The organism is Leptospira weilii serovar Ranarum str. ICFT (assembly GCF_000332415.1).
Classification (GTDB): domain Bacteria; phylum Spirochaetota; class Leptospiria; order Leptospirales; family Leptospiraceae; genus Leptospira; species Leptospira weilii_A.
The window spans coordinates 43441-60583 of sequence record NZ_AOHC02000029.1 but is presented as its reverse complement, the minus strand read 5'-3'; the positions used below and the strand labels follow the sequence as shown (position 1 = coordinate 60583).

General features: G+C 43.1%; 16 protein-coding genes and 1 pseudogene. 10 read left to right on the top strand and 7 right to left on the bottom strand.

Going from position 1 to position 17143, the window contains the following annotated elements:
- Position 1 precedes the first annotated feature (1 nt).
- The 3 genes from LEP1GSC060_RS09210 to LEP1GSC060_RS09200 are packed head-to-tail and all read right to left on the bottom strand — an operon-like array spanning position 2 to position 4083.
- A complete protein-coding gene (locus LEP1GSC060_RS09210) occupies positions 2 to 1801 on the bottom strand; it encodes a TrkH family potassium uptake protein (RefSeq protein ID WP_003001817.1) in 1800 nt (599 codons plus the stop codon).
- Positions 1801 to 2724, bottom strand: a complete 924-nt coding sequence (locus LEP1GSC060_RS09205) for a hypothetical protein (protein WP_003001938.1) — start codon at positions 2722 to 2724, stop codon at positions 1801 to 1803. Before LEP1GSC060_RS09205 ends, LEP1GSC060_RS09210 begins: the two co-directional genes overlap by 1 nt.
- A gap of 57 nt (positions 2725 to 2781) precedes the next feature.
- Positions 2782 to 4083 (bottom strand): amidohydrolase family protein, encoded by a 1302-nt coding sequence (locus LEP1GSC060_RS09200; RefSeq protein WP_003001887.1) that lies wholly within the window; start codon positions 4081 to 4083, stop codon positions 2782 to 2784.
- A 241-nt stretch (positions 4084 to 4324) separates the two neighbouring features.
- Here LEP1GSC060_RS09200 and LEP1GSC060_RS09195 point away from each other — a divergent pair, with 241 nt between their 5' ends.
- A complete protein-coding gene (locus tag LEP1GSC060_RS09195; protein ID WP_003001645.1) occupies positions 4325 to 5698 on the top strand; it encodes an MATE family efflux transporter in 1374 nt (457 codons plus the stop codon).
- 277 nt (positions 5699 to 5975) lie between these two features.
- Positions 5976 to 6998: a GDP-mannose 4,6-dehydratase gene (gene gmd / locus LEP1GSC060_RS09190; protein ID WP_003001945.1), complete on the top strand. Its 1023-nt coding sequence runs from the start codon at positions 5976 to 5978 to the stop codon at positions 6996 to 6998.
- A 176-nt stretch (positions 6999 to 7174) separates the two neighbouring features.
- Here gmd and LEP1GSC060_RS09185 read toward each other — a convergent pair whose 3' ends face one another.
- Complete coding sequence (locus LEP1GSC060_RS09185) at positions 7175 to 7573, bottom strand: hypothetical protein (RefSeq protein WP_003001702.1); 399 nt, start codon at positions 7571 to 7573, stop codon at positions 7175 to 7177.
- Between the two features lie 602 nt (positions 7574 to 8175).
- Positions 8176 to 9087: pseudogene (gene fcpA / locus LEP1GSC060_RS09180) on the bottom strand (flagellar coiling protein FcpA).
- A gap of 316 nt (positions 9088 to 9403) precedes the next feature.
- Between fcpA and zapE the strand changes: the two are divergent.
- The 5 genes from zapE to LEP1GSC060_RS19960 all read left to right on the top strand — a co-directional run bounded on the left by zapE (position 9404) and on the right by LEP1GSC060_RS19960 (position 13146).
- On the top strand, positions 9404 to 10261 hold the full coding sequence (zapE, locus tag LEP1GSC060_RS09175) for an AFG1/ZapE family ATPase (protein ID WP_003001674.1): 858 nt from the start codon (positions 9404 to 9406) through the stop codon (positions 10259 to 10261).
- Positions 10258 to 10707: a 2-amino-4-hydroxy-6-hydroxymethyldihydropteridine diphosphokinase gene (gene folK / locus LEP1GSC060_RS09170; protein ID WP_003001766.1), complete on the top strand. Its 450-nt coding sequence runs from the start codon at positions 10258 to 10260 to the stop codon at positions 10705 to 10707. Before zapE ends, folK begins: the two co-directional genes overlap by 4 nt.
- The gene (panB, locus tag LEP1GSC060_RS09165; RefSeq protein WP_003001721.1) at positions 10691 to 11488 is read left to right on the top strand and encodes a 3-methyl-2-oxobutanoate hydroxymethyltransferase; all 798 of its coding nucleotides are present in this window, start codon (positions 10691 to 10693) and stop codon (positions 11486 to 11488) included. The genes folK and panB overlap by 17 nt, the downstream gene beginning before the upstream one ends.
- A 73-nt stretch (positions 11489 to 11561) precedes the next feature.
- A complete protein-coding gene (locus LEP1GSC060_RS09160) occupies positions 11562 to 12704 on the top strand; it encodes an N-acetylneuraminate synthase family protein (protein WP_003001856.1) in 1143 nt (380 codons plus the stop codon).
- 88 nt (positions 12705 to 12792) lie between these two features.
- Positions 12793 to 13146, top strand: a complete 354-nt coding sequence (locus tag LEP1GSC060_RS19960) for a hypothetical protein (RefSeq protein WP_196221636.1) — start codon at positions 12793 to 12795, stop codon at positions 13144 to 13146.
- Positions 13147 to 13179: 33 nt separating this feature from the next.
- Here the strand turns inward: LEP1GSC060_RS19960 and LEP1GSC060_RS09150 are convergent, their stop codons facing one another.
- A complete protein-coding gene (locus LEP1GSC060_RS09150; protein ID WP_003001729.1) occupies positions 13180 to 13530 on the bottom strand; it encodes an Hpt domain-containing protein in 351 nt (116 codons plus the stop codon).
- 148 nt (positions 13531 to 13678) lie between these two features.
- Between LEP1GSC060_RS09150 and lpxA the strand changes: the two genes are divergently transcribed.
- Both lpxA and galE read left to right on the top strand, forming a co-directional pair.
- The gene (gene lpxA, locus LEP1GSC060_RS09145; protein ID WP_003001763.1) at positions 13679 to 14458 is read left to right on the top strand and encodes an acyl-ACP--UDP-N-acetylglucosamine O-acyltransferase; all 780 of its coding nucleotides are present in this window, start codon (positions 13679 to 13681) and stop codon (positions 14456 to 14458) included.
- The gene (gene galE, locus LEP1GSC060_RS09140) at positions 14455 to 15426 is read left to right on the top strand and encodes a UDP-glucose 4-epimerase GalE (protein WP_036095984.1); all 972 of its coding nucleotides are present in this window, start codon (positions 14455 to 14457) and stop codon (positions 15424 to 15426) included. Before lpxA ends, galE begins: the two co-directional genes overlap by 4 nt.
- A 1-nt stretch (position 15427) precedes the next feature.
- On the opposite strand, the gene LEP1GSC060_RS09135 is transcribed toward galE, so the two are convergent.
- Positions 15428 to 16171, bottom strand: a complete 744-nt coding sequence (locus LEP1GSC060_RS09135) for a M15 family metallopeptidase (protein WP_003001796.1) — start codon at positions 16169 to 16171, stop codon at positions 15428 to 15430.
- 251 nt (positions 16172 to 16422) lie between these two features.
- On the opposite strand from LEP1GSC060_RS09135, the gene LEP1GSC060_RS09130 reads away from it, so the two are divergent.
- Positions 16423 to 16770, top strand: coding sequence for a TIGR04452 family lipoprotein (locus LEP1GSC060_RS09130; RefSeq protein ID WP_003001744.1), 348 nt, complete (start codon positions 16423 to 16425; stop codon positions 16768 to 16770).
- The last annotated feature ends 373 nt before the right edge of the window (positions 16771 to 17143 follow it).

Below are 17143 nucleotides of genomic sequence, written 5' to 3'. Positions count from 1 at the left end.
TTTATCCGACTATGATGGATTCTTCCGGAAATCTAAGTCCGGATTTTTTTTCTTTCGGAACCAAGGCGATCAGGATGGTCAACATTCCCACTCGTCCGCAAAACATCACGAGGCAGATCAAAAGTTTTCCCGCCGATGTCAAAGAGGAAGTGATTCCTCTGGAAAGTCCCGCGGTTCCGAATGCGGATACTACTTCGTAACAAAGATCCAAGAATGCGGAGTTTTCGGTGCAGGTTAAAAAGAAGATTCCGAAAAAAATCAGAAACAAGGATATGAGAATTCCCGCGGACGCTCGGGAGGTCGTGCCGGAAGAGATCCTTTTTCCGAAAACTTCCAATTCTTCTTTGCCTCGTATATGATTGAATAGGTGAAGTACGGAAATCGCAAGCGTCGTCGTTTTGATCCCGCCTCCGGTTCCGTTTGGGGACGCGCCTACCCACATCAAAAAAAGACTCACGAACACCATAGGAGTTCCCATTTTAGAAATACTTAATGTATTAAAACCCGCGGTTCTTGTGCTGACGGAATAAAAGAGGGAATGAAACGTTCCGTCGATCGCGCTCAGTTCGGAAAGTGTATTGTTCCTTTCCAACACGTAATACGAAACCGTTCCGAATAAAATTAAACCGACGGACATCGTAAGAATCAACTTGGCCCCGAGTTCCATTCTTTTGGGATAATCTCCGATCTTAAACGTCCAGTGAATCAGATGATGCACCGTCGGAAAACCCAAACCTCCGAGTACGATCAGGACCATCACTAAGGATAAGAATTCTTTTCGGTTCAACATCCAATCCGTTTCAAATCCTTGTGGGAACGTGGAAAAACCGGCGTTGCAAAACGAACTCACCGAATGAAATAAGGAATGGAAAATTTTATTTTTAAGATCCGTTTCGTTTTCGTCCGGATAACAGATAAAAATCAATAAAACGCCTACCGCTTCTATGAGAAAAGTCTGAGCCGCAACTTGTTTTAAAACGGACGAAACCCGTCCCACACTTTCCTGACTGAACAGATCCTTGATCAGAAGTTTGTTCGTAACGCTGACCTGGCCCGCCAAAAAGATCGCAAAAAAAACGGTCAGTGTCATAAGACCCAGTCCGCCGATTTGAATCAAAATCATCAGAATCGTTTGTCCCGTTCCGGTCAGTTGAGACGCGACGGAAATCGTACTCAATCCGGTAACACAAACCGCGCTTACGACCGTAAAAAAAACGTCTATCGTAGGAATCGGAACCGTTTGTGCCCTCGGCAAGGATAACGCTAAAGTTCCGAGCAGGATCAAAATTCCAAAACTTCCCGTGGTCACCAAGGAAGGACTGATTTGTCTGTAATTGAGAAGGTCCGTTTTTCGGATCAATCGGGAGAAGTTACTGAACAAAAGAAAAAGCTGGCTCAAAGACAAAAAGGCCAAACTCGCATCTTCTCCGCTCAAAGAATTTAAAGTCAGGAATTCGTAGATTTCCTGGCTGATGATTTCTTGAAATACGATTAGAAAAACCACGATCGCTTCCGTTTTGTGGGTTTTCAGATAATCGAATAAATTTCCGATCACGAAAATAAACGATAGGGCTTCGTAAACGACTAAGGAAACGACGATTCCGTTTACGAGCAGCCGGATCCAATGAGTCCATTCGTGAGGATAATAAAATCCGTAGATCAAAATCAAAAGACAGAGTGAGATGATTCCGCAGATCGAATAATAGATTCTTAAAGGAGGATATATTTTAGATCGATAAAAAAGATTGATCTTGCGTCTAACATTCAATAATTTGAATATAATTTCTTTGACGTCGTTCATTAGAAGCTGAAGTTAAAGAGCGGAATCTCCAGTTTATATTCTCTTCCGGGAACGACGGAGGCGCCCGCGCCGGAGATCGGTAGGGAATTTCCGAAGCCGAGAGAATCCGCGGACGTTGGTTCCACCGGAGGAGACTCGGGTTGATTTTCCTTTTTCATGGATTCGTATTCTTTCATATCGTGCCAAGCGTTTGCAAAAGCAAGGCTCGTTCCGAAAGTAAAAATGAATACGGAACCGCCGAAGGTTTTTTGAAATTTATGCGTGCCTTGTACTCTCGCATTGGCGGCGATCGCATATCCCAGACCGAGGGTGATCGGAAGGGTCATAAAGAAGATGATGGAAAAACGACGAGACGTGCTTTCCGTATATTTTTCCTCTTCGTCATGAATTTGATTTTGTTTTTTCTTTTTGTCGGTTTGTTGCGCCTGTCTTTGAAGAATCGCTTCCACGTTGATATTACCCGTAAGAGGATTGATTAGATTTTCCTGTTTTCTTTCCGTGTTCGGATTTGTGGTCCTACGTAAGCCGCCACCGGTTGTCGGAAACGGATTTTCAAAAGGAACTTGTACGTTTTTGGGAGAAATCAAAGGGGGTTTTTTAAAAACGGGAGGAATCGTATATTCCTGATAAACCTCTCTGGTCGGAGAGTCCTTATAGTTTCTCAGATTGAAATCGTAAGGATCGGAGAAGTCGCTTTGGCTCTGAGAGAACAGTACGTTCGGATTTGCAAATGAAAGAATCAGAAGAACGGCCTTAAGTTTTATACACGCATGAAAGTGAAATAAAACCCGTCCTTGAAAAAAATCGGCGCTAGAGTTTCGAATCTTTTTCAGTACGAACGCGATGTTGTTTGTATGTACAAACGTTTTACGGTTTCGAAAGAAATTCGATAAGTTCTTGCGGATTTTCCGTACGTTCAGCATGGCCTTTCTTCTAAAATCCCTTATACACGGACCGAGGCAAGAATTTTTAACGTAAAATCAAGAGGTCGATTTTCTTCCGCTTAAAATTTCGGAAGTATATAAAAACGAATTCCGTCTCACGGTTTCCAAGATCTCCGCGCTGAGACCGATTTTTGCGGCCTTTGAGTATTCTTCTTCGATCGTGGTTCCGAAAATTCCGGGATCGTCCGTGGAAATCGTGAACTTCATTTCGTTTTTTGCAAAACGAAGAATCGGATGCGACTCGGGTTTTTCGACCATTCCGATAAATTCGTTGGAACTCGGACAGGACTCGATGATCGCGTCGGTTTGTTTGATTTTAGACATGCAGTAATTTTGAAAGCCGATACATTCCTCCCAAAACGAGGGATCGTTTTCTAATATTATATTTTCCTTATGTTTTAAGGAATCGATTTCGTTTCCGATTTTTTCCCTCGAAGGAGTTTCAAAGTAAGAATCCAATTCCTCCTTTCGATCGTAATACAACCGAAGTTGGTCCAATCTTTCCGATTTGGATTCTAAAATTTTATCTTTTATCTTTTCGGAAGGATGAAGTCCGAGTGCGATCGCGTGTCCGAGACGATGCGCCCCCCATTGTGCGGATTCCAAAACCCATCTCGAAGCGGACAAAATCGATTTGTCCTGAAAACTTTCTCCGACGTGATAGAGAATCGCAAGCGCCGTGTCCTTTTCGGCTTTGTTGTCCTTATGTACGGTCTCGAAAAATTCTCTTTTTTCTTTGGGAGGAAATCCTTCTTCAATATAACAAAAATCTAATCCTACTAAATAGTCCCGGAGCAAATCGTTCTTTTCCATAAGATTTTTCAAGAGAGAATATTCCCGAAACACGTCCCCGTTCCTGTGCAAAGAGATCGCAAGTTTGCCCTTTGCAAGTCCGCCCGTTTTTTCCTCTCCGCGCGCAAGTCCCTCGCAGGCCGCGACGGTTTTTTCATAGATTCCCTGTTCCGTATCCGAAGGAGAATACAGGATCCTATATTCTCCGTAGACCACACCTTGACTGAATTGGTCTTCTACGATCCGTGTGGCGACTAACGCGATTTCGGCGGGATCAAACTTGGACAAGGCGATGATCAGATTGAATTTGGCTTGAAACTCTATAAAGGGACCTCGGTGATTGAACTGATAGAGTTTACGGAAAGAATCGGGGTCCTTATAGTCTTCGAAAAAAGTTTCCGTGGAAATTTTTTTACCGAAACATTGTTGATACGAATTCGTAAAAATTTCCCAACGAGGATTCGGATTGGATTTTCCCATCTCGTAGAGAAATTGAGAAGGAATCGATCCGTAGAGGTGATTGTGAAGATCGGCGTATTGTTTCATAAATTTTTATCGCCGCGATTCATTCAAATTAGACAAACGAGTTCGAGGCATGGGCGGTTTGATTTTTTCACAAAGATATACTTTGCTCGTAACAATTCAACAGGAACGTTCGTAAAATTTTTATACGGACTTCAAGATGAAATTTTTACCTTCTTGCAAGTAATAAGAATCGTAAGTCAAAAAGAAAGTTTTTTTGAAAATAGATAGTTTTATTGTTTCTTCCTAAAATCTTGGAAGAACCGTGAGAACCTTACATCATTTAGCTCATACCTTTTATAGGAACATTCGTCCGAGTCTTTTGAATTCCATGATCTTAAAACTCGCGGTGCCGGTCGTGTTCGGGATGCTCAGTCAAACCGTGGTTTGGGTGACGGACACGATGATGGTCGGAAGGCTCGGAAAAAATTCAATCGCTTCGATTGGAATCGGAGGGATCGCTCACTTTACGGTGCTTGCGTTTCTGATGGGATTTTCGATGGGAATTCAAGTGATCGTCGCGAGAAGATTCGGCGAGAAGAACGATTCGGAAATCGGTAGGATCGGAGTTACCACTTTGTATCTTGTTATCCTTTTCGGAGGTCTTCTGTCGATCGGGGGAGCGGCGATCAGCGATCGATTGATGAGTTTTCTGAACAAGGACGAGATTGTAAGAGGACTTTCGAGCGAATATTTATATTTTCGTTTTCTGGGGACGATCTTCTTCTTTCTGCTTTTTACTACGAGGGCGTTTACGGACGGTTTGGGGATTACGACTGCCGGACTTGCGTCCATGATTATAACATGTTTTACGAATATATTCTTAAACTGGGTGTTGATCTACGGCAACTTAGGTTTCGAAGCGATGGGAGTCAAAGGAGCCGCGATCGCTTCTTCCTTGGCGGGAGGCGCGGGGTTATTCGCGTTTCCGTTCTACTTTTATTCCAAAGGTTTGGGAAAGTATTTTTCCCACGTTTCCTGGGCTTTCAGCTTTGCGCACTTTCGGGAAATCTTAAAGGCGAGTACCGCGCCTGCGCTTGCGGAACTTCTCAATAACGTTTCTTTTATGATCTTTACGGAGTTTGCGACGATCGTGGGGACGACCGCGTTAGCCGTAACCAATATGCTTTTTAGTACTTTGAGTCTTTCTTTTTTACCGGGATATGCTTTCGGAATTGCGGCTACTACGATTCTCGGACAAGCGCTCGGAGCCGGAAAATCGAAACTTGCATATCACGGTGCGTTTCGATCCGCTTTTTTTGCGGCTTGTGTGATGGGAAGTATGGGGCTTGTGTTCATACTTTGGGGAAAGGAGATGTTGTCTTTTTATACGAAGGATCAGGAACTGATTCGGGAAGCATATTCTCCTTTGGTCATTTTGGGAGTTATTCAGATCGTGGACGCCTATCACATGGTCATTGCTTGCGCGCTTCGGGGAGCCGGACTTCAGGACTTCGTGTTCAAGGCTTATACGGCGGCGTCTTATTTGGTGTTTCTTCCCACGGCTTATTTTATGGGAATCTACTTAGGAATGGGATCGACCGGATTGTGGTCCGGGATCGTGGCTTGGGTAATCGTTCTTGCATCGGTATTTGTCGTTCGTTTCCGCAGAAGGGACTGGGTTCATAATCCGGTTTGATCGGCCGGATGTCGGGGACCGGACTTTACAAGTTAAGAAGGTTTTTGGAATCAGAAGGATTAAAAACGCACGCTTCGAGGAGTTAGGAACTAGGAACTAGGAGTTAGGGGTTAGGGGTTAGACTTTAACAAAGTACAATCTTCCTCTTCTGTAAATTACAGTCGTAATTCCGACAGATTTATCTTAAGATCCAAGTAACTTGTGGGTTGGTGATGGAGTACAATAGAATGTTAATCTTTCTTGCCAGACGGGGTTTTTGGGTTTTCCTGGTCTGAAGATGAAAAAAGCGCTCATAACCGGGATCACGGGGCAGGACGGATCTTATCTAACTGAATTTCTTCTCCAGAAAGGATATCAAGTTCACGGGATCGTCAGAAGATCCAGCATGTTCAATCGGGCGAGAATCGAACATTTGCGTGGGAACTCCAATCTTGTTCTGCATTACGGAGATCTTACCGATTCGAGCAACCTAAACCGGATTCTGGAAAAAGTTTCACCGGACGAGATTTACAATCTGGCCGCTCAATCCCACGTGGGAGTTTCCTTTGAAGTTCCCGAATATACGGCGGAAGCGGACGCGGTCGGAACACTTAGGATTTTAGACGCGATCAAACAGATCGGAGTGAAAAGCCGTTTTTATCAGGCGTCTACTTCCGAACTTTACGGAAAGGTGCAGGCGATTCCGCAGACGGAAACAACTCCTTTTTATCCAAGGTCGCCTTACGCCGTCGCAAAGTTGTATGCGTATTGGGCGGTCGTAAATTACAGAGAGGCGTTTGGAATTCACGCTTCCAACGGAATTTTATTCAATCATGAATCTCCAAGAAGAGGAGAAGGTTTTGTAACGAGAAAGATCACGATCGGAGTTGCCAATCTTCTCGCAAAAAAGGGCGGGCCGATCCAACTCGGAAACATGGACGCAAAAAGAGACTGGGGTTATGCTCCGGACTACGTCGAAATGATGTGGATGATGCTCCAACAACCGGACGCGGACGACTACGTCGTTGCGACAAACGAAACACATACCGTAAGGGAGTTCGTGGAAAAGTCTTTCGGATTTACCGGAATCCAAGTGCGTTGGGAAGGGAAGGGTGACTCCGAGAAAGGATTCGACACAAAGTCCGGACAACTACTCGTGGAAGTGAATCCTAAATTCTATCGTCCGACCGAAGTCGATATATTGATCGGAGATCCGGCTAAGGCGAAAAAAAAGTTAGGTTGGGAACCGAAGGTTAAATTCGAAGAACTCGTCAAGATCATGACCAAGGCGGATTGCGAATCGGTCGGAATCAAACTCTAAAAGTAAGAGTTCCCACACTTCGAGTGACTAGGAGTGAGTGGATAAAAGTGGGACTTTACAACAGTTGAATCGTTGTCATTGGATCTCCTTTATATGACAACTTTTTCTAGGACGCTACAGACACTCCTAAAACCTATTCACTAACTCCTAGCCACTTGAAACGTCCTTAGCGTTTTTTAGACTAACACTCCGTAAACGATCACAAAAACCCCCGCTAAATTGGCAATGACTCCGATTGCGCCCAACGATTTGCCTAAGATCGGATTTTCTTGAAATTCGTCCTTGATACCCTGAAGCCAATTGACCGTATCTTTCAAAGCCAGGAATGCGGAAGAGATCGCGAAAAGGGAAGCGCCGATTAAAGCCAGAGTTTCGGAAAAGTTTGCATGATGAAATGCGACTACCAACCCTAAAAGCATAGCGCCTTGCATCAACGACCCGATATGCGCCGCTTGTAAATAACGCGAAGGGAACTCCGCTTTTTTTCTTGCGAGAGCATAAGGAAAACCGGTTAAACTGCCATAGGCAAGATTTAAAACACCGGCAACGATTAATATCTTTTCAGGAAGGAACATATTGTACCTCGTTTTAGCGAAAAAAAAATTAGTCGATAGTATGGATTGCGTCTATAATTAAATTTACTAAAACATTCAAACTATTTGAGTCCGTTTCTCAAAATTCAAATCGAAGTCCTCAATTCAACTTCGATGAGACTAACGTCTCACAATGAATTGTCCTCGAACTATCGATCCTTTTCTAAAATGAAAGTTTGCAAGAAGCAATTCGCAAACTTCTTTATTGTGTTTAGTATGATCCTTTTGCAAACTATTCACTACGATAGTTTAAATTTTAATAAATAACCATCAGATGTAACGCAAGAACTATCAAAATTAGGCCCAACGCAGATGAATGAAATTCCAATAGAATAATATTTTTCATTTACAGAGTCTTCTTGTTCAGAGATGGAATCATAAATGTTTAACATATAAGATATGCAGATATCGGATCATCACTGTTTACTTGAAATATTTCAAATTAGATTATTTTAATATTACTTTACAAAGCGGTAAAAAATAGGGAACTCGGTCCCATACATTTTTCGTCGTATAATTGCCATAAAAAAAACCCCGCCGAAAATCGACAGGGTTCTTTGTTCCATTTCGATTGAAAGAAAGAGTTAAGGTCTTACTGAAATCACTTCGTCCTTGTTGACAAGGTTTACGATGTGTTTGTATTCAGGAGAATCTTTTCCGTATTTCAGCTCGGTTGCTCTTAAGAGGTGAACGTTTTTCTTGTAACGGTATTTGAACATCTGGTCTTCGGATGCTCCGCCGTTTTTCTTGATCATGTTCTCTTCGAAAGCGTAACAACTTGCCAAATACTTATGAGCAGGGTATTCCTTTTCATTTTCATCGATCTCGATATAGAGTTCGAGGATAGGGATACACTGCGGAAGATTTTGTAAATCATACTCAGTGAGAATCCATGATCTGTAAGTATCGGACAGAAGTCTTTTGAATTCCGGTCTTTCTCTCAAGTCCGGATTTTTGATTTCATCCAAATGATTGATCGACTTGGTGAAATAGTTTAGAGCCTGTTGTTTTGCAACGAGTTTCTCGCGTGATACGACACGATCCTCTCTTGCTTTACGATCGACCTTTTGCCAGTACCATTTTTCATCGAGACGTTTTTTCTCGGCTTCTTCTTTACGGTATTGTTCGACGGATTCTCTCATTTTGAGAATCGTGTTTACTCCCGATTGGTAGTTGGATAATGCCAGCCTAAATTTGTTGTTAGCGAATGCCTTGGAGAGCTGGTGGAGTTCTTGGAAATTTTTATCATAGCCCTTAAAGTCAGGGTTTTTCCACAGAGCTTCTTGTTCCTGGATTGCTTTTTTACGACGTTTCTGCTCTTCCGTGAGGTTCTTGTCATCGTCTTCGGGAACCAACTCGCCTTTTAGCAGCTCGTCAATTTTTTCTACAGCTTCATTGGCTTGCTAATTACCGCCCTGATTGTTTTGCTGAGCTAAAACAGACAGGTTGAGTCCCAGCACGGCCAGAAGAATGAATATGCTTTTCATCACCTTCATAATGCTCACACCTTTTAATTCTCTTTCAATGGTATTAGGGAAAAGGAACATCCTGCGCCTTCTCTCCTGTATATCTATCGGACTTCGGTTCTCGGATATAAACTAAGAACGAATTTTTTTTCCACTTTAATTCCGGAGAAGGGACATAAAACCGCTGAATCCGGGAATTTAGAAGAATCTTTTGTACTTTTTGGAAAGTTTTCCTTAAGTCAAAAACTTTCCCTACTTTCTACACTTCCTTTGATTTTTCCAGCAGATTCTGTTTTCAGAAAAGGTTTTCCTTCTTCCTTTTAATGAAAAAATTGGAATTACCAGTATGATTCTTAAGAATTACACACCCGTCCGAGAAGGAACTCCCGATTGTCCGCAGTGTGCGGGAGTGGGATTTTCTCTTACCGAGAATGTTTCCGGAACCCATTCGGGCGTTCTTTCGATTTGTCATTGTATTTCCGAAAATTGTCCCTGCAAAGGCAAACCTCCTTGGAGGGTTTACGACGAGGCGCTCGGCAAAATGATTCCTTGTGTTTGTCACAACGCGAGAATGGAACTCGGGCATTTGGAAACTATATTCAAAAAATCTGGAATTCCTCCCAAATATATTTATAGGACTTTGGACCAAACCGATCACAGCGCTTCGGTTGGAATTTCCTTTACGATCGCTCATAGCTGGGCAAACGACCTTGTTCATAAATGGATCGATAGGGATTTTAAACCGCACGGATTGTATCTTTGGGGAGGTCCGGGAACCGGTAAGACGCTTTTGGCGTGTATCATACTCAACGAATTGATTTTTCGATATAAAACAAATTGCAAGTATGCAAAGATCAACCGGGACTTTCTCAACACGCTGAGGGAAACGTATCAAAAAGATTCCGAAACTCACGGGATGGAAAAAACCATCGAAACGTTGTTTGCCGAAGTCGAAGTACTGGTGCTGGACGATTTTGGGGTTCAGAAAGAATCCGATTGGTCGAACTCGAAATTGTACGATCTCATCGACGCAAGATACGAACAGGAAAAACTCACCATTCTTACATCCAACACTTCGCCGGCGGAATGGAAAGATAAAGCGGAAGGAAGAATTTATTCCAGGCTGCGAGAAATGACCGAGGAAGTACATTTGGAGTGCGCCGATTATCGTCTGAAACTTTCGGAATCGGGGGGCAGGAAATGAAAGAAGCGTTTCTTTCCTTGGGATCCAATCTCGGAAATCGAGCGGAGTTTTTAAAGATCGCGGTTCGTAAGTTGAAAAATACGATCGAGATCGAAGTTCTCAAAGAATCGCAGCCTTTGAACACGATCGCCTTGGAAATAACGGATCAACCCGACTTCTTAAATCAGATTCTAAAAATTGAAACTAGTTTCAACCCCGAGGAACTTTTGGAAGTTATCCTTCGTATCGAAAAGGAAATGGGTAGGGTTCGAGAGATCGACAAAGGACCGAGAGAAATCGACATCGACATTCTTACGTACGACTTCGTTACGATACACACTCGCGATTTACATCTTCCTCATCATTCTCTTTTTACGCGTCCTTTTATCCGAGAAATTTTGGAAACGATCGGCGAAGGTTCCTTATACGAACGTTTTACGGGAGGCGACTATGAAAAACATACATAAGATTTTTTCTCCTGAAAAGAAAGGGAAAGAAAAAATTTCCCTAGTTACGTGTTACGATTTCAGTTTCGCGAGAATTCTGAACGAAACTCCGATCGATTCGATTCTCGTAGGCGATTCTTTGGGAATGGTGTTTCAGGGAAATTCAAGCACACTTCCGGTGACTCTGGAAGAGATGATCTATCATACCAAAGCGGTTCGTAGGGGCGCTCCCGATAAATTTCTAATCGCGGATCTTCCGTTTTTAAGTTATCAAACTTCCATCGAAGAAGGAATTCGTTCCGCCGGAAAAATGATGAAGGAAAGCGATTGCGACGCGGTAAAAATAGAAGGCGGTTCGGATTTTATCTGCGAGTTAGTCGCCATTCTCAAACAAATCGGAGTTCCCGTGATGGGACATTTGGGACTGACTCCTCAGAGTGTTCACGTATTCGGCGGTCATAGGGTTCAAGGAAAGGAAGAAGAATCGAGTGCGAAACTTTTTCGCGAGGCGATTTCTCTTTTCGAGTCGGGAGCGTTTTCGATTGTTCTCGAGATGATTCCCGCGGAACTGGGACAAAGAGTCAGTCGAGAAGTGGGAGTTCCCACAATCGGAATCGGTGCGGGCCCCGATTGTGACGGACAAGTTCTCGTATTAAACGATTTGCTCGGATTGGATGCGAATTTTCAGCCTAAATTTTTGAAGAAGTTTTCCAACCTGTATTCTATCGTAAGAGACGCGATCGGGAATTATGATAAGGAAGTAAAATCCGGAGAGTTTCCGGGGAAAGATCAGAGTTTCTGATGAATTCTTGACGATAATCGGAAACATAGAAGGTTGTTAACTTAAGGGAGAATATCCCATTTTGGAGTGAAGTGTGGACATAGTCGAGTTAGAGAAAGGCCATCCGGAAACGGAAAATAAAATCAAAGAACTGGCAAAAGAATGCGGGAACCAAACCGAAATCATTCGAGGCGCCGCCGTATCCGATACGATTCATTTCATCGGAGATACCCGCAAAATTTCCGAAAAAGAAGGTTATGTCAAAGAGCTTCCGGGGGTTGCCAAAATTTGGAACGTGTCCATCCCTTATAAAAACATCGCAAAAACCGCGGCCGGTAAAAACGGAGAAGTGGTTCACAGAGAAACCAGAATCGTGGAAGTCAAAGGTCCGGACGGACTGGTTCGTAAATTCGGAACGGGAAAACATATCTTTATCGTGGGACCGGATTCTCCCCAAACCTATGAACAAACTTTGACGATCGCAAAACAAGCGGTCGAACTCGGTAAAAAATACAATATCTTAGATAGAATTATCTTTCGAGGCGGAGCGTTCAAACCTCGTACTCGTCCTACCGACTGGAGAGGACTTGGTTGGGAAGGGATTGCGATGATGGATAAGGTAAAGGCAGAGACCGGTCTTCCTTACGTGACCGAAGTGATGGATCATACCATGGCGGAAGAAGTCGCCAAACACGCGGACATGATTCAGATCGGAACGAGAAACGCGCAGGACTTTGAACTTCTGGAAGCGGTGGGAAGAACCGGTAAGCCCGTGATTTTGAAACGAGGTTTTGGAAACGAAGCGGTGGAATGGTTTTCCGCGGCGGAATACATCGCTAATCAAGGAAATTTGAATATTATACTTTGCGAAAGAGGTGTGAAAACCCTTTTTATCAAGGAAGGTTATTGCAGAAACACTCCGGACTTAAACGTAATCACTCACGTAAAAAATCAAACGATCCTTCCCGTGATCTACGATCCTTCTCACGTTGCGGGAGACGACAAAATCGTGATTGCCAATCTTCTCGCGTCTCTTCCTTTTAATCCGGACGGTTCGATTACGGAAACTCTGCACGTGGAAGAGTTTAGAAAAGAACAGATGTGCGACGCGGCTCAGGCATTGCTCATGAGCATTTACGAAAAAGCGGTTCAATCCATTTTGAAATACGAGGAAACGATTCGTCCGATTACGGACGACGCGGATTCTTATTTCCTAAAACGAAAATCGGGAAAATAAGATAAACGCAGGAAAAAAATCGGGAAAGTAATTTTAAAGAATTATGATATTCTCTTTTACGGGATATCGTACGATTCTTTGGATTTTATTGGCGGGCGTAGTAGGTATAGTGGTTTATACTGTGATTTTCAACCTACAAACTCCAAAAGCGTATTTTCACGGTTCTCGACGTGGAAATACGCTCTTTTTCGAATATGATCACGATTACACGTCGAATAGTTTTGATGAAATTAGAATCGAATATGAGGGCGAGGAAGGACAACAAATCGTTCCAATAATTAAACATGATGAAAACGTAAAAAATATACAGGAAGCCGGCGAGTTTGTGATCGAAAATTTTCATGCGAACGTAAAAAGTATAAATGTTATTTACGCTCTTCAATATGATCGGTTCACTGCTCCGTGCATTCTTAATCAAGAAGAAACGATTTTTATCGATTGATTTGTATAAAGAGTATAGTTTTTGAAAACGAAGTTATTGAATCCCGAATTTCTTTTTAAGTTCGTCTCTCGTTTGTTCCCAAACTGCGGACGTTTTTAAACTCAGGTTGTAGGACAGGTTCCGATCTTCGGTTTTGAGAAGGGTTTCGGCTTCGGCGACCAAGGCTCTTAAATCTTCCAAACCGAAGTTAGCGGAAACCCCTTTGGTTTGATGAAGTTCCGCCTGGAGTTCCGTATCTTTTTTTTCTTCGGTAAAACGAACGATGTTTTTGACTCGAACTTCCATGTTTGTAAGAAGGGACTCGACCATTTCTTTAAGCCACGCGGCTTCTTCCTCATCGTCTCCTTGTTTCAGAGAATCCAGTCTGTTCCAGTCCACAAGCATGTTCGCGACCTCGTTCTAGGTTTTTCCTTTTTTACACGTTAAGAAAAGCAACTTTTCAGTAAACATTGCACTTGTTCAAGACATCTTTAAAAGCTTGAATAAAAAAGCCGAGTCGATTTTTGTATTTTAGAACCCAAGTGAGGTATAAATGAAAATACATCCGACTGCCGTTATCGATCCGAAAGCGGAATTGCACGAATCCGTCGAGATCGGTCCTTATTCCATTATCGAAGGACACGTTTCCATTCAAGAAGGCGCCGTAATTGAGAGTCACGTAAAGATTTGTGCGGGTTCCGAAATCGGAAAATTCAATCGTTTCCATCACGGCGCCGTGATCGGAGCGATGCCTCAGGATCTGGGATTCAATCAACAACTTTTAACTAAAACCGTAATCGGCGATCATAATATTTTTCGGGAATATTCGAATATTCATAAGGGAACCAAAGAGGATTCTCCTACCGTAATCGGCAATAATAACTATTTTATGGGAAGTACACACCTCGGTCACGATAGTATTCTAGGAAATCATAATATTCTTACGCACGGTTGTGTGTTAGCCGGCCACGTAACTTTGGGAAATTTTGTGTTTATTTCCGGCCTGGTGGCGGTTCATCAGTTTTGTTTTGTCGGAGATTACGCGATGGTCGCGGGACTTGCCAAGGTCGTTCAAGACGTTCCTCCTTATTCCACGGTCGACGGAAATCCGAGTACGGTTGTGGGCCTAAACAGCGTAGGTATGAAACGGGCCGGTTTTTCTCCGGACGTAAGAAACGCGATCAAACACGCTTACAAAGTCATCTACCATTCCGGAATACCGACCAGAAAAGCCTTGGACGAACTCGAAACGTCCGGAAATTTGATCGATCCAGTTAAGTATATTATAAAATTCTTTAGAGATAGCGACCGGGGAGTGACGGATCACAGGTGAGATTGTTAATTACGGGAGGCGCCGGTTATATCGGAAGTCACGTAGTCGCGCTCCTTCTTGAAAAAAAACACGAACTTTTAATCGTAGATAATCTCGAAAAAGGGAACAAAACGAATCTTTTTTCGGGACCGGAACTGATTCAAGGAAATATCCAAGACGATTTTGTATTGGAAAAGGCCTTTTCAAAACCGATCGACGCGGTTTTTCATTTCGCCGCGTGGAAAGCCGCCGGCGAATCTATGACCGATCCTTCCAAATACGCTCTGAATAACATCAACGGAACTCTCAAACTACTCGCCTTTATGGAAAAGGCGGGAACGAAAAAGTTCGTCTTTTCCTCCTCGGCCGCGGTTTACGGTTCTCCGGAATATCTCCCCATCGATGAAAAACATCCGGTTCATCCTGAAAATTATTACGGTTATACGAAACTCGCGATCGAACAGAACTTGAGATGGTACGAAACTCTCAAAGGATTCAATTTTGCCGCATTACGTTATTTTAATGCGGCTGGTTACGATCCCAAAGGAAGAGTTCGGGGTTTGGAAAGAACTCCCGCGAATCTTCTTCCGATCATCATGGAAACCGCGTCGGGTATGAGAAAAGAATTCGAAGTGTTCGGGACCGATTACGAAACTCCGGACGGAAGTTGTGTTCGGGATTATATCCACGTAACCGACTTGGCAAAGGCGCACGTTTTGAGTCTGGAATATCTGGATTCCGAAAAAAAATCCCTTACGGTCAACTTAGGTTCCGAAAAGGGATATTCGGTTTTGGAAGTGACTCGTCTTGCGGAGGAAGTGGTAGGTAGGCCGATCCCTCATAAAATTTCGGGAAGAAGAGCGGGAGATCCCGCAAAACTTTTGGCTTCTTCGGCGACGGCTCAACGTTTGTTGCAATGGACTCCGGAATACAGCGAGGCTAAAACTCTTCTCAAAACGATGTGGGACGTGTATCAAGATCCGGCTTAAATCAACGAATCGATCCGCACTCGGGATTGATCGAAGTTACGTATTCCAAAGGGAGGTTTTGTAAAAATTCTCCTCCTGAAAATTTTCCTTTGAATTGAATTTTTCCCTCTTGAAACAATCGAACCCAGTCGTCCTGTAATTTGTTTGCGATCGGCGCGTAAGACCAATGCCATTTTTCCTCGTTGTATCCTTTGTTGCCTCTCGAAGTTTTCGGCGTATAAGGTTGACAGAACCCGAAACGTTTTGCGTTTTTCGACATCCAGTTGTAGAACTTTTCACCTCTTCCGCCTTTTTCAAAATAAGAATTTTCTAATGCGTTTAGATCCACGTCCGTTCCCCAGTGATGTCTCGAAGTTCCGGGGGCGCTTGAAAATTCCAAAATCAAAGAGATGATTTCCCGAGGATTTTTTCCTTTTACGGGTTCTCTCATCTTTCTTTTTCCGGAATACTTTTCCTCCCAGATTCCCTTTTGATCCTTAAAGGAACGGAAGGCGGACACGAGGAACGGTTTTTGTTTTTCTTCCGGATTTTCCCTTTGATAAGACCGAACCAGTTCCAAAAGTTTTTCTAAAACTTCCTTTCTAAGATAATGAACTCTGGTTTCTCCCGGATTGGAATAAGCGGTTAATATCGTTTCCTGTTTGAAGTCGCCTAAGACGTAGGCTTCGTTGGAAACGTTTCCAGTTTGAGAAAAAATCGCATTTTGAAAAAGGAAAATTAAAATTGTCGAATACAAACTCTTCATATCTGTTTGTCAGGATGCAAAATTCAAAGTCGCTTGCAATGGGTTTTTGCCGAAAATCATTCGCAAAATTAAGGGATTCCATTCGAGCCGATTCTTTTCTAAACGCCGTAATAAGGGATTGAAATATTATAGAATCCGGTATGTTTGGTGAATCCGCAACGACCGCAAGATACTTTTGATTTAAAGAAATGTATCCATAAGCGTGTCGAGATACGGATCGATTTTAGTAAAAAATTCGAGGGAGATTTCCAATGAAAAAACGTTTCATCGCTTTTCTGATTCCTTTTCTTTTGCTTACAAATTGTTATCTTTTTGATACGACCGGGTTTTCCATTCCGGATACCGTTTCGGGAAAAGAAGCGAAAGATCAAATTCTTACCAGCGCTTTGATCGGAGCGGTTGCGTCTCCCGATAACACCGCGATCCTTGCGTTGATTTCGCCCCAGCTTGCAAAAGTGGAGGAGGGTCGTTATTACAAAAAAGCGGAGGTGGATGATTGTGCGAATATGGCTTTGATCATCAACATAGTCACGATCAATATCGGCGGTTTTACTTGTAATCTGGAACCGAGGGAATACGTTATCTGGAATATATACTAGTGGATGGAAATCAGGAATCAGTGGATAGGTAATTTTCAGAATAAGGAAATTATTCTTTGTTAAAGTCTAATGGCTCTATTAGGAAAATGTAACTGAGTTCGAAGGGCCGCATCCGCGAAAGCCAAATAACAAACTGAGATCAAAGTCGGGCGGAGAAAAGGCTTTCACGGACCGCGCCGACTCCGGGCTCGCGGGAACCCGCTCGGTCCTCGCGCACGATCATTCCATCGTGTTTTGAAACGATCGAGAGGCGCTCGGACCAGGCCCTGCGTGTCGCTTGCGGATTGTAAAGGCAGAATTCCGAATTATTTTTTCGGAAAGTATTTCACACCGTCTAAACCAATAAAATCTTCATCTTGAGTCCATAACGTCG